Source organism: Frankia sp. BMG5.60, assembly GCF_059428125.1.
Genome location: NZ_CM182091.1, coordinates 1,648,578 through 1,662,027, shown reverse-complemented (window position 1 = coordinate 1,662,027; position 13,450 = coordinate 1,648,578). Strand labels below are relative to the sequence as shown.

General features: G+C 72.1%; 9 protein-coding genes. 7 read left to right on the top strand and 2 right to left on the bottom strand.

Annotated features, from left to right (window positions below):
• The first annotated feature begins 180 nt into the window (after nt 1–180).
• The 6 genes from AC5R91_RS06675 (at nt 181) to AC5R91_RS06650 (ending at nt 9,763) form a co-directional block, all read left to right on the top strand.
• Nucleotides 181–2,046 carry a glycosyltransferase family protein gene (locus tag AC5R91_RS06675; RefSeq protein WP_495396262.1) on the top strand — a complete coding sequence of 622 codons (1,866 nt, stop codon included), beginning with the start codon at nt 181–183 and terminating at the stop codon, nt 2,044–2,046.
• A gap of 308 nt (nt 2,047–2,354) precedes the next feature.
• The gene (locus AC5R91_RS06670) at nt 2,355–2,984 is read left to right on the top strand and encodes a GntR family transcriptional regulator (protein ID WP_495396261.1); all 630 of its coding nucleotides are present in this window, start codon (nt 2,355–2,357) and stop codon (nt 2,982–2,984) included.
• A 470-nt stretch (nt 2,985–3,454) separates the two neighbouring features.
• On the top strand, nt 3,455–4,639 hold the full coding sequence (locus tag AC5R91_RS06665) for an ABC transporter substrate-binding protein (protein ID WP_495396260.1): 1,185 nt from the start codon (nt 3,455–3,457) through the stop codon (nt 4,637–4,639).
• 308 nt (nt 4,640–4,947) lie between these two features.
• Complete coding sequence (locus tag AC5R91_RS06660) at nt 4,948–6,147, top strand: ABC transporter substrate-binding protein (protein WP_495396259.1); 1,200 nt, start codon at nt 4,948–4,950, stop codon at nt 6,145–6,147.
• A gap of 131 nt (nt 6,148–6,278) precedes the next feature.
• Complete coding sequence (locus AC5R91_RS06655) at nt 6,279–9,062, top strand: ABC transporter permease subunit (protein ID WP_495396258.1); 2,784 nt, start codon at nt 6,279–6,281, stop codon at nt 9,060–9,062.
• The gene (locus AC5R91_RS06650) at nt 9,062–9,763 is read left to right on the top strand and encodes an ABC transporter ATP-binding protein (protein ID WP_495396257.1); all 702 of its coding nucleotides are present in this window, start codon (nt 9,062–9,064) and stop codon (nt 9,761–9,763) included. Before AC5R91_RS06655 ends, AC5R91_RS06650 begins: the two co-directional genes overlap by 1 nt.
• 91 nt (nt 9,764–9,854) lie before the next feature.
• Here AC5R91_RS06650 and AC5R91_RS06645 read toward each other — a convergent pair whose 3' ends face one another.
• Nucleotides 9,855–11,078 (bottom strand): ABC transporter substrate-binding protein, encoded by a 1,224-nt coding sequence (locus AC5R91_RS06645; protein WP_495396256.1) that lies wholly within the window; start codon nt 11,076–11,078, stop codon nt 9,855–9,857.
• 428 nt (nt 11,079–11,506) lie between these two features.
• Here AC5R91_RS06645 and AC5R91_RS06640 point away from each other — a divergent pair, with 428 nt between their 5' ends.
• Nucleotides 11,507–12,154, top strand: coding sequence for a VC0807 family protein (locus AC5R91_RS06640; protein ID WP_495396255.1), 648 nt, complete (start codon nt 11,507–11,509; stop codon nt 12,152–12,154).
• Here the strand turns inward: AC5R91_RS06640 and AC5R91_RS06635 are convergent.
• On the bottom strand, nt 12,084–13,409 hold the full coding sequence (locus AC5R91_RS06635) for a sensor domain-containing phosphodiesterase (RefSeq protein WP_495396254.1): 1,326 nt from the start codon (nt 13,407–13,409) through the stop codon (nt 12,084–12,086). The two genes, AC5R91_RS06640 and AC5R91_RS06635, sit on opposite strands and share 71 nt — an antisense overlap.
• Between the last annotated feature and the right edge of the window lie 41 nt (nt 13,410–13,450).

The window sequence follows — 13,450 nt, the reverse complement described above, 5'->3', positions numbered from 1 at the left end:
TGTCCCGTAGGTGCCGGAAGTCCGATCCGGCAGACAGCCGTGGCGCACCAGGCGCTACGGTAGCCGCCAGGCCGAGCGTGGCCGATGTTTCCTCGGCCGGCCGGCGTTGGGGTGTGGTGGTTGAAGGTCACAGACCGGGTCGGTTCCGGACCGGGCAATCGGTCCGGACATCGGTGGCTGGTGGTCGGAGTGGTCGCGGCCGCGATGGTCTTTTCGGCGCTCGGACTGCTGGTCGCCGTCGTCGTGCCGCCCTTCACCAGCGCCGACGAGGCGCAGCACACCGCCTATGCGCTTGCGGTGGCCGACGGATCGTTGCCCGGGCTGGACACACCCGTGCGCTCTCGCATCCCGGGCATGCCGGGGCTGCCGGCCGGGTGCCGCGTGTCCCCCCGGCAGTTCCGAGCCGCGGTGAACACGCATGCCGACCACCTGTGCGGGCGGCGGCTGCGTCGGCCGCCGACCAACTTCGACGTTGTCTACACCGCGAACCATCCGCCGTTGTTCTACGCGGTCGAGGCCGTCCCGCTGCGGTCCGGCATCGCCCTGCATCACCCGCTGGCCGGCTTCCGGGCCGCCCGAGGAATCAACGTGGCGCTCGGGGTGACCGCCCTGATCGCGACGGCTGCCCTGGTCCGGGGCGTGCTGCCGAGACAGCCGGCCGTCGCGGTCGGTGCGGCGGCGATCACCGGTGTCGTCGGCCTGTTCGTGTTCCCGTCCGGGCAGGTCTACAACGACACGATGGCGGTGGCGACCATCACCGGTCTGCTCGCCGTGACCGTCGCGATCGTGCGCCGGGGACCGGGGCCGCGAAGGCTGTTGGTGCTCGCGGTGCTCGGCCCGGCCGCCGCGGCCAGCCGGGCGAGCGGGGCGGTGGCGTTGGCGGTCGTCGTTCCGGCCGTCGGGGTCGCCGTCGCGGCGCACTCCGCCGGCCGCCCGGCTCGGCGAGCCGGCCGGGGCCTGGCCGTGGCCGGTGGGCTCGCCGCGCTGACCTTCGCCTCGACCGGCTGGTTCTACCTGCGCAACGTGCGCCTGTACGGTGACCCCACCGCCTTCGGCCGGATTGCCGCCATGCTGCCGATTCGGGGGCCGCGGCCGTCGGCGCAGCAGGTGGTGCGCGATCCCGATTTCTGGTGGCACGTCTATCGCGGCATCTTCGGTCGTGTCTCCCTGCTGACCGGCTACGCCGAGAAGATGGCCGTCGGATTCGCGATCGTCACCGGTGCGGGTGTGCTCGCCGCGGTGGTACGAATCCTGACGGCGCAGATCTCGGCCGCACGAGCCCCGGACTCCCCGGCGATCAGTGCCGCGTTGTACGGCGGTGGGCCGCGGGGGACCGGGCCGCCGGGGTCGGGGTCGAAGCCGAGGTCGAAGCCGAGGTCGGAGCCGAGGTCGGAGCCGAGGTCGAGGTCGGAGCCGGGGTCGCGCCAGCCGGGTGCTCGGCTGGCCGGGAGCGTCGTCTGGATCCTGCTCGCCGCGCACTGCCTGCTCGTCGTCGCCACGCTGGTGGGATACGCGGCCGCCGGCGGCGCGGCGTTCACCCGCTACCTGCTGCCGATGCTGCCGGTGCTCGCGTTCGCCGTCGCGGTCTCCTGCCGGGCGCTCCCGCTGGGACGGCGGGGGCTGCCGACGGTCGTGCTCGTCGCGGCGCTCGCCTCACTCACCGTGGTGATGCTCACCCGCGAACTGGCGTGGCGGAACCGCGCGCTCGCTCCCCTCCCGCCGGTGGACCGGCTGCGGACCGCGTGGGCCGCCGAGGCTCCCGGGCCGGCCGATCTCGGTCTGTCCGGTCTGGCGATATTCGCCCTGGTCGGCGGTGTCCTGCTGGCCGTCGCCCTGTGGAAGCTCGGTGCCCCGTCGGTGGCCGGCGGCGGTGATGTCGGCGGTGGTGACGTGGGGGGCGGTGATGATGTGGAAGGTAGTGATGATGCCGGCGGCGCTGTCGGCGGTACGCCGCCAGGCGAGGCCGTGCGCGAGGGCCCGCCCGGCGGTGACACCGGGGTCGTACAGCAACGCCAGGATCGCCTGGATGAGATCGTCGGCGCCTGATGTCGGCGCGTGCTGTCGGCGTGCTGTCGGCGCGTGCTGTCGGCGGTAGGGCGGCCCAGGTATCCGCGGACCGCTGGTGCAGCGTCTCGGATGTCCCCTTCCCGACCTCCTATTACGGTCGGTGACGTCACGGTGTGGCTGAGGCGGGGCGCGGCGGCGCGTTTTCTGTATCATGTGTGATTCCGGCGCGGCCGGGTTGTGCCCTCCCTCCGTCCTGCTGAGGAGCCGCAGGCTTGGCGTCGAAAGCTCCAGCTCACGAGTCGGCCTCCCGCCTACCCGCCCGGCCGATCGCCCGCGAGCGCGTCCGCATGAGCGTGGGTGACTACATCAAGGAGCAGATCTTCGAAGGCAAGATCCGGGTGGGGGAGCGTATCCCTCAGGACGAGGTGGCCCGGGTGCTCGGGGTGAGCAACACCCCGGTGCGCGAGGCCGTCATCGCCCTGGAGTCCGAGGGCATCCTGGAGATCCGCCCGCATCGCGGCGCCTTCGTCTGCCATGTCGACCGGGATCGCATCCGTGACAACTACGAGCTGTTCTCGCTGCTCTACGGGTGGGCCCTGAAGCGAGCGGTGGCCGGCACCAGCGCGCGGAACAAGCATGAACTCGTCGCGATCGCCGGCCGGCTCGGCGGGGAGCAGGACCTGGAGGCGATCAGGCCGCTCATGGTCGAGTTCGTCGACGTCCTGGGACGGATGTGCGCCTCACCGGCCTGGCGGCATCTCGTCGACGCGGTGCCCGACCTCCTCCCGGCCGACGCCTACTACACCGCCGTGCCCGGGATGGCCGACGCCGTGGCCCCGTGGATGCGCCTCATCGCCGAGGCGGTCGACCAGGGCGACGGCGAGGCCGCGGCGTCGGCGGCCGAACGGATGCTGCAGCAGCACGGGACCGCGCTCGTGGCCGAACTCGAGCGCCGCGGGTTGTTCGACGCATCCTGAGGTCCGTCGCATCCTGAGGTCCGTCATGTCCTGAGGGGCGCCACATCCTGAGGGGCGCCACATCCTGAGGGGCGCAGCGTCCTGAGGGGCGCAGCGTCCTGAGGGGCGCTGCGCCCTCAGGCGACCCGCCGGCGGCTCCGGCTGGCTCCACCGCGCCCGTAGACCCACAAGACCGCTCCCACCTGCGCAGATACACACTTCCACATTATGTGTGATGTGTGGTACACCATTGCGGCGGGTGGAGAGGTGCCCTTCGTCCGGCAGCCGGGTGTCCGGCGCACGCCTCGGCGGCACCCTTCGTCGGCCGGCCCCCAAGCCGGCCCCCAAGCCGGGCCCCCCAAGCCGGGCCCCCCAAGCCAGCCCCAAAAACCAGCCCACAGCCAGCCCGAAACCCAGGAGGACACCTCATGCGAGCAGTCAGAGCGATGCGACCTCGCTCCGCCCGGACCCGGGCGAGCGTGGCCGCAGCGGTGGGAGCCTTACTCCTCGCCACCGCCGCCTGCGGCAGCGGCAGCGGTGGCGGTGGCGGCGGTGGGACGGGGTCGTCGAGCAGCGGCGGTCCCGGCGGGTCGCCCATCAAGATCGGTAATGTCGGCGTCTACAGCGGGTTCGCGTCGGACATCGCCATCGCCGGCTCCAAGGGTCTGCAGGCGTGGGCGGACGGGATCAACGCCGCCGGCGGCATAGCCGGCCATCCTGTCGAGATCATCGTCAAGGACGACGGCGGGAAGCCCGCCAAGGCCCTGCAGAACGTCAAGGAGCTCGTCGAGAAGGACCACGTCGTGGCGCTCGTCGGCAATCACGAGTCGGGCGTGGACGCGGCGTGGGCCAGCTACGCCTCCCAGCACGACATCCCGGTCCTCGGTGGGACGGCCACCGGGGTGTCGTACACCAAGGACCCGAACTTCTTCCCGGTCACCGGCACCAACGACACCGGGTACGGCGGGTACGCCAACGCCGCGGTCCTGTTCCACAAGACGGTGGTGAGCGTCGCCTACTGCGCCGAGGTGCCCGCGTGCGCCCAGGCCGCGTCGCTGCTCGACACCCACGCCCGCCGGCTCGGCATCCGGACGGTGCCGGGCCAGGCCATCTCGGCCTCGGCGACCAGCTACGCCGCCCAGTGCCAGAAGCTCAAGGACTCGGGCGCCGAGGCCGTCTTCGCCGCCAGCGACCTGGCCACCGCCAAGCGCCTCGTCGAGCAGTGCGCCCAGCAGGACTACCGGCCGATCTGGATCGACAACCCGCAGAACTGGCGTGACAGCGAACTGTCCGCCCCGGTGTGGGAGGGCCTCGTCTTCGCCGCCCCCGAGCCGCTGTGGTTCGGGGACGGACCCGGCACCGCCGAGTTCCTGGCCGCGATGACGAAGTACCAGCCCGACGTGCTGCTCAACACCAGCACGACCTCCGGCTGGTACGCCGGGAAGGTCCTGGAGAAGGTCCTCGCCGGCGCGAGTGGCGACATCACCTCGCAGACGATCTACGACGGTCTGTACAAGCTCGGCCCCAGGTTCGACCTTGACGGCGTCCTCGCGCCCGTGACCTACGTGAAGGGCAAGCCCGCCGTCCAGGAGGTGTGCACCTGGTACGCCCAGGTGAAGGCCGGGAAGCTGACCACCCCCTTCGGCGCGGGCCGGGTCTGCGGCAAGAACGCCTGATCCGCCCGGCGCCCCGCGCGCCACGGCCTGCCGCGGTGCCGCGCCCCCGCCCGGCGCGCCTCCATCTCTGCGCCCCGCATCCCCGCGCTCCTGCACCCCGATCCCCGCCCCTGATCCCGCGCCCCATCCCCGCGCCCCATCCCCGCGCCCCATCCCCGGGCCCAATGCCGGGCCCAATGCCGGGCCCCGTCCCCGGGCCACCGCGCCCCCATCCCCGGGGCCCATCCCGGGGCACTGCGCCCCCATCCCCGGGCCCCATCCCGGGCCACTGCGCCCCCATCCCCGCAGTTCTCACGAGGAGGACCTCCGTGTCCGGAACCACGAAGATCGGCATGCTCTGCGACTGGCCGCTCGCCCCGGAGGCCGAGCAGCTCCTGCACGACGTGCTCGACCTCACCTTCGACGAGGCGCTGCAGGACGGCCTCATCGACCGGCCGATCGAAGTGATCTACAAGCTCGTCCACGGCCTGCCCACCGGCGACGCGCACACCGTGATCCAGGCGGGCCGCGAGCTCGTCGACGCGGGCGTGGTGGCCATCGACGGCCCGTGGATCTCCGACAACGCCATCCCGTTCCGGGAGTGGAACGACCGGGAGGGCCACGTCCCGTCCGTGGCCATGTGCGGTACGGACCTCTGGTACGGCGAGTGGTGCTTCAACATCAACAACGGGTCGCTGGCCGAGGACCCCTACGTGATGTCGAACTACCTGGCCGTCAAGGGGATCAAGACCGTCGCCGTCGTCTACGACAAGACGGCGATCGGCGACGAGTACCGCGGCTTCTTCCGCGACGCCTGCGAGTTCGACGGCGTCGAGGTGCTGTTGGAACACGGGGTCGACCCGCTGGAGACGGACATGGGCCCGGCGGTCGAGCGGCTGCGGTCGGCCGGCGCGGACGCGCTGGCCTACCTCGGCGTCGGGGTGGCCTCCGTCCACATCAACCGCGCTCTCGCCGCGGCGCAGTGGGACCCGTTCCGGGTGATGTGCACGGCGTTCATGTCGGCCCCGGTCCTGCCCCAGGGCATGGCCTCGCTCAAGGGCTGGGTGGGCTGCGACCAGTACGACGAGACCAACACGGTGGCCCGGGACTTCCTCGACCGGTTCGAGCGCCGCTACGACTACCGGCCCGAGAACTGGTTCGCGATCATCAACTACGACATCGCCCAGATGATCGCGCACGGCATCTCCAAGGCCCGCCCGCTGTCGCCGGCCGGCGTGAAGGCCGGCCTGGAGCGCGTCAAGATGCTGCCCGCCGCGACCGGGGGCGCCCGGGGCCTGCTCAGCTTCGCGCCGTACGTCCACCGCGCCTGGCTGTCCCCCGACTTCCTCGTGATGCGTGAGGTGCGGCCGGACCTCGACGAGAAGGTCGGGCTGCGCGACCGCACCGGAACCGTGATGCGTCACCGGTTCCAGCCGCGCAGCCGCACCGACCGCCGCCCGGCGGCGACCGGTGACTCGGCGGCGAACGCAAACCCGGCGGCGGCCGGCAATCCGGCGGCGGCCGGCTGAGACCGCTCCGACCTCCCGGGACGCGCCGCGCCGACCGCGCAACGCGGCGGCCACGCGGCTCCAGCGCGCAGACGGCGCGTCCCGGGATCTCCGGCGGATCGTCACGACCACATCAGCAGGAGGGGACCCACGTGCTGCCGTTCCTCATCGCCGGGCTGACCACGGGATCGGTGTACGGCCTGGCCGGTGTCGGGCTCGTGCTCACCTACAAGACATCCGGCATCTTCAACTTCGCCCACGGAGCCGTGGCCACCGTCTCCGCGTACCTGTTCTACAGCCTGCACGTCCAGGCGGGACTGCCGTGGATACCCGCGGCGGCGATCTGCATCCTCGGCGCCGGCCCGGTTCTGGGCGTGGCGTTCGAGCAGGGCGCCCGGCGGATGGCCGCGACCGCGCTGTCGACCCGGGTGGCCGGCACGGTCGGCGTGCTGCTCGTCGTGCAGGCCGGCGCCGTCCTGATCTACGGGGACACCCGGCCGCGGAAGGTGCCGGTGTTCCTGCCCGACGCCGGGTTCCACGTCGGCAGCACGACCGTGACCGCCGACCGCATCATCGTCTTCGCGGTGGGGATCCTCGCCACCGCGGCGCTCTACGCCTACTTCTCGCTGGCCCGAACCGGCGTGGCGATGCGCGCCGTGGTCGACGACCCGGCGCTGCTCGACACCACCGGGACGAACCCGGTGGCCGTGCGCCGGTGGGCCTGGATGATCGGCATCGGGTTCGCGGCGACGTCGGGTGTGCTCATCGCCCAGTACGTCAACCTCGACGCGACGGCCCTCACCTTCCTCGTCGTCGCGGCCTTCGGCGCCGCGGCGCTGGGCTGGTTCACCAGCCTGCCCGCGACGTACGCCGGCGGGCTCGCCATCGGGATCATCGCCTCGCTGGCCACGAAGTACTTCGACAGCGGCCTGCTGGCCGGGCTGTCCAACGCCCTGCCGTTCCTCGTCCTGTTCGCCGTCCTGCTCACCGCCCCTCGCCGGCGCCTCACCGAACGGCTGCGCGCGGTGCCGCGCTCGGGCGTCGCCTGGACGACGCCGTGGCGCCTGCAGTCCGCGGGCGGCGTCGCCGTCCTGGCGCTGCTCTGCTTCGTGCCGAGCTTCGCCGGCATCCACCTGGTGGCGTTCAGCGAGTTCCTCGCCTACGCGATCCTGTTCGGATCGCTCGGCCTGCTCGTGCGCACGTCCGGACAGGTGTCGCTGTGCCACGTCACGTTCATGGCCATCGGTGTCTGCACGTTCTCGCAGCTCCACGTCGGCAACGGCTGGCCGTGGGCGGCCGCGCTGGTGGTCGCGGGCCTCGTCGCGGTGCCGATCGGCGCCCTGCTGGCGATTCCGGCGATCCGCCTGTCCGGGCTCTACCTGGCGCTGTCGACGTTCGGGTTCGGGATCCTCGTCCAGTACATGTTCTACTCCCAGGGCTACATGTTCGGCAGCCTGGGAATCGGCGTCACCGTGCCCACCCCGCGCTGGGCCGCCGTCGGCCTCGACGGCTCCGACCGCGGCTACTACTACCTCGTGCTGATCCTCGCCGCCGTGGCGGCCCTCGCCATGGTGGCCCTGAACCGCAGTCGGCTGGGCCGGCTGCTGCGCGCCCTGGCCGACAGCCCGATCGGCCTCGCGACGAGCGGGACCGCCGTGAACACGACCCGGGTGCTGGTGTTCTGCCTGTCGGCCTTCCTGGCCGCCGTCGCCGGGGTCCTCGACGCCGCGGCGGTCGGGCAGGTCAACGGCGACTCCTACCTCCCCATCACCTCGCTGGTCTACTTCGTGCTGGTCGTCATCAGCGTCGGGGGCGCGCCCTGGTACGCGATCGCCGGCGCCGCCGGGCTCACCCTCGTGCCGTCCTACCTCGACGACGCCGACACCTCCAACTGGCTGCAGGTGGCGTTCGGCGTCTTCGCGATCCTGTATGCGGTCACCGCGGCCCGGGCCCGCGAGCCGCACCCGGCCGTGCGCCGCGCGCTCGACCGGCTCGGCGGTCGCGACCGGCTCGGCGGGCTCGGCTGGCTCGGTGCCCGCGCGCGGGACGCCGCGGCGTCCGGGCCGGAACCGTCCCGCCCGATCGCCCAGGTGCCGCCGGCCGAGCTGCAGATCCGCGACGTGCGGGTGGCCTTCGGCGGCCTGGTGGCCGTCGACGGCGTGACGCTGCGGGCCGCCACGGGGCACGTCACCGGACTCATCGGCCCGAACGGCGCCGGCAAGACGACGACGTTCAACGTGTGCTCGGGGCTGCTGCGGCCCCAGCGCGGCCAGGTCCTCCTCGACGGCCGGTCGATCATCCGTCGTTCGGCCTCGACCCGCGCCCGGCTGGGCCTGGGGCGCACCTTCCAGCAGATGGAGCTGTTCGACAACCTCACGGTGTGGGACAACGTTGTCCTCGGGGCCGAGGGGCGGCGGGCCGGACCCAACGCGCTGCGCCATCTCGCCAGCGCCCCGCAGACCTCGCGCGACATCCACGCCGCGGCGGACTCCGCGGTGCGCACCTGCGGCCTGGGCGACCTGACCGGGCAGGTGGCCGGTTCCCTGTCGACCGGGCAACGCCGGCTGGTCGAGCTCGCGCGCTGCCTGGCCGGTCAGCCCCGGCTCCTCCTTCTCGACGAACCCTCCTCCGGCCTCGACCGCGCGGAAACCCGGCACTTCGGGCAGATCCTGCGACGCGTGGTCGACGAGCACGGAGTCGGCATCCTTCTCGTGGAGCACGACATGAGCCTGGTCACCGCGATCTGCGACCACGTGTACGTCCTGGACTTCGGGCGCCCGGTGTTCGACGGGACCCCGGCGGAGGTCATGGCGTCGCCCGTGGTGCGCGTCGCCTACCTCGGGGAGACCGACCCGCTGGCGTCCGACCCGCTGGCGTCCGCCGCCGCGGACGCCGCCCGCCCGCACTCGGCCAGCCTGACCACGGGCGGCGAGTGATGGCCGACACCGTCCTCGAACTGCGTGGCGTGGAAGCCGGCTACGGCCGCACCACCGTGCTGCGCGGGGTCGACCTGACCGTGCGCCCCGGCTCCGTCGTGGCCCTGCTCGGAGCCAACGGAGCGGGCAAGACGACGCTGCTGCGCACGGCGACCGGCCTGCTGCCCGCCGCACGCGGACGCGTCCTCGTCGGCGGCCGGGACCGCACCGGCGCGCCCGCGCACCGGCGGGCCCGCGACGGGCTGTGCCACATCCCCGAGGGGCGGGGCATCTTCCGCAGCCTGACCGTGCGGGACAACCTGCGGATGCAGGTGCCGCCGTGGGCGACGGACTCCTCCGTCGAGGTCGCCCTGGCGGCGTTCCCGGTGCTGCGGGAACGGCTGGGCCAGACCGCCGGCACCCTGTCCGGCGGCCAGCAGCAGATGCTGGCCCTGGCCCGAGCCCATCTCGCCCGGCCCCGGATCGTGCTGCTCGACGAGGTGTCGATGGGCCTGGCGCCCGCCGTCGTCGACCAGATCTTCCACTCGCTGAAGGCCCTGGCCGCGTCGGGCGTCGCGCTGCTGCTCGTCGAGCAGTACGTGCAGCGCGCGCTCGACATCGCCGACCGGGTCGTGCTGCTCGACCGTGGCCAGGTGACGTTCGACGGCCCGACCGGCGACCTCGACCAGAACGCGCTGCTACGCGGCTATCTCGGGACCTGACGCCTCAGCCACGAGGTGCGGCAGCCACGAGGTGCGGCAGCCACGAGGTGCAGCAGCCACGAGGTACTGGAGCCACGAGGTGCAGCAGCCACTAGGCGGCGGGCAGGGCCCGGCCGCACCGGTTCTGGTCGACGATGGTGAACGCGGTTCCGGTGTCGTTGGCCTGGACGAAGGACCAGCAGGTGGTCGGTTTGCCGAGCCCGTTCCTGACGTCGATCGGCGGCTCGATCAATCCGCCGGCGTCGTAGCTGGTCACCGAGCGCAGTGCGGCGATGAAGCCTTTCCGGGTCGGGCAGGGGCCGGCGAGCTGCAGCCCCCTGAGGAACAGGTCGGTGTTGATGTAGGAAATCATGGCGATTTCCTGGGTGGGGTTCTCGACCTGCGGCGCGTAGTCGGTCATGGCGGCGGTGTAGCGGGCTATCGCAAGGCCACCGGCCTCGAACGGCCGGTAGAACACCGGGACGACGACCCCGGCCATCGCGGGACCGGCCTGGCGTAGTAGCTGGTTGTCGTAGCCGCTGACCGAAAGGATCACCTTCATGTTCTTGCCGGCGGCGCGCAGGGCGCTGAGCACCGGGGGAAGGGCGACACCGGCGTCGACGACGGCGAGCAGGGTGTCGGCGCCGGAGTTGATGATCTTCTGGGCGGTCGCGGCCGGGCTGTCCGCGCCCGGCGTGTAGGGGACCTGGGCCACGGTGGGGATGCCGACGGACTCCAGGCTCTCCACCAGCTTGGAGCCGGCGTTCCCGACCTCGCTGGACAGCGCGGTGCGCAGCAGCGCCGCCCGGCTCCCGCCGCGGGACCTCACGAACTGGCCGTAGGTGTCGACGGCGCCGCCGGTGGTGTAGGAGAAGGAGAACATGTTGCGGTACTTCGGCCAGGCGTCGCCGACGGCCAGGCCGCTCACCGGAACATCCCGGTCGGCGAGGTACTGGGCGCTTGCGCCCGCGGCCAGGGAGTACTCCAGGAGGCCGAAGTCGTGCCTGCCCTCGATCAGGTTGCGGGCACCCAGCGTGTTCGCCTCGAGGGTGCCCGGGTCGTCCTGCCAGTCGTAGACGATCTTGCGTCCGCTGATGCCGCCGCCGGCGTTGGCCTGGCCGATGCGGGCGTCGACGCCGGCCCGCGCGACGGCCAGGGTGGCGGAGCTCGCCCCGGTGTCGGAGTACAGCAGGCCGAGCCGGATCTCCTGCGGGGTCACCCCAGGGGTGGCGCAGGGGGCGGCCGTGGCGGCCGGCGACTTCCCCGAGCAGGCGCTGACCCCGGCGGTCAGTACCAGGACGATCGCGGCGATACCTAGCGTTAAGCCACGACGCATGTTGATTGCTCCGAAATATGGACAGGAGCGGAGGCGCCGCGCGGGCTGCGGGTCCTCGCTCGTCAAGGGGAGGGTGCGGGCGTGCGGTACATGCGGCAGCAGGGAAATCTGCCTGGTATGAGCCGAAGTGTCCGACAGACGACAGGACACTACCGAAAAGGGGTGAGATCGTGGACACGGTCCCGTCGGCGGGCGCGGATTGCGCAGACGGCCGCCCCGGACACGCATAGCACCACATCGGCACATCGGGGGTGGGGCCGTGCCGCGCGCGACCGATCGTCGCGTACCGTTTTCACCTCCAGCGTGATCGCCGACCCGGGGATGGCCCCTTAGGAGCTCATGTCTCTTCCGACGTTCACCCGACCGCCGAGCTGGCGCTTCCGACCCCACCGGCCCGTCCACCCGTGGACGCGCCGGGTTCCGCGCCCGTGAGCGACACGGCCGCCGTCCAGTTGCCCCGGCCCACAAGTATCGCGAAACACGCGGTGCCGCACCTGGTCGAGGCGACGGTCATTCCCGCGGCGCTCTTCCTGATCTTTCTGCATCTCGGTGGTCTCACCCTCGCCGCGCTGACCGCCGTGGCCTGGGGCTATGTCGCCCTTGGCCGGCGCGTCGTGCGACGGCAACGCATTCCCGCCCTGCTGATCCTCTCCTCGGTCGGGCTCACCGTCCGCACGGTGATTGTGATCATCAACGGCAATGCGTTCATTTACTTCCTCCAACCGGTGATCGTTGCGGGGGTGATCGGCATGATCTTTCTGTTGTCGGCGTTGACCCCCCGGCCACTGGTTCACCGGTTGGCCGGCGACTTCTGCCCGCTGCCCGCAGGTGTCACCGAGCGGATCGGCGTGCGCCGGCTCTTCCTCGGCCTGACCCTCTTCTGGGCCGCCGTGAATCTCGGCAACGCCGCGTTCACCTTCTGGCTGCTGGTGTCGCAGTCCACCGCCGTGTTCGTGGCGATCCGAGGGGTTACCGGCACGGCCGTGACCGCGACCGCCGTGGCGATCACCGTCGCCTGGTCGTGGCGCGTCGCCCGGCTGGAGGGCCTGCGCGCCCCCCGCTCCCGCCTGGCCTGAGCCCTCCCGACCGCCGCCCCCGACCGGTGTCTGCGCGTCCCGCGCAGGCGAGGGAGGGGGTGGTGGCCGGGGCGCCGAGGAGAAATCCCTGGCCGTAGGGTATGTGCACGTCGAGAGCGGTGTGCAGTTCGGCGGGGGTTTCAATGCCTTCCGCGATGACGCAGCCGCCGAACTCCCTACTGATCATGACGAGCGCGGCGGCGGTCGCCCGGCGGGCCGGGTCGGCGTCCATCCCGTGGGTGACCAGATAGTCGAGCTTCACGATGTCCGGGTGCAGCTCGATGAGCTGCTCCAGCCCCGCGTAGCCGGTCCCGGTGTCATCGGCGGCGATCCGCACGCCCCGGGCGCGGAGTTCCCGCACGCCGCGCAGGACGTCGGTGTCATCGCAGAAGTACTCGTGTTCGGTGATCTCCACGACCAGGCGCCGACAGGTCTCCTCGTCGTGGAGGACGTCGAGAAGTCCGGAGATGATCGTGGCCGGCGAGGCGTTGACGGTGAGGCAGACGGCGGCGGGTAGCTGGGGCAGCGCTCGCAGCGCCCGGCGGATCGCGGCCAGCTCCAGTTCGGCGCTGAGGCCGACGGTCGTGGCGTCGAAGTACCAGCCCCGCGGGCCTCGGGGCGGCTCGCGGGGCTCGTTGGGGAACCGGGACAGCGCCTCCACCGCGGCGATCCGACCCGTCGCCAGGTCCACGATGGGCTGGTAGACGATCTCCGGGCCGCCGGCGTCGATCATTTCGCTGATGCTGCACCAGACCCGGCTGCGTGCCTCCCAGATCCGGTGCAGGTCGATGACGGCGTCGCTGAGGTACTCGGCGGCCAGGCCCAGGAAGCGGCTGTCCCGCTCCCGCAGATGCGGCCGCGGGGCACGGCTGATGCAGCCGAGCACCCCGAACACCTCGCCGTTCTTGTCGGTCACCACCGTCGCCGCGTAGCACCCGATGCCCAGCCTCGTCACGAGCGGCGTATCGACCAGGAAGGGATCGCGTCCGGTGTCCGGAATCACCTTCGGGAGCGTGCCGGCCAGCAGGCTGCGGTAGAACCGGGGATCGGGGCGGACCCGGGTCCCCGCTGCCAGCCCGAACCGCCAGCCCGCTCCGTTGAGCACCTGGATGACGAGATCCTCGCCGTCCGTCCGCGCCAGGTAGGCGAGATCCATCCCCAGGTGACGGCGCAGTATCCCGAGCAGCTCCGAGACCGTCGCGTCCGGTTCGATCCCGCCCGAGGAGGGTCCGGACGCCGACTCCGCCCGTGCCATCGCCCCTCACCCCCAGCCGTCCACGCGATTGGTGCCTGCCC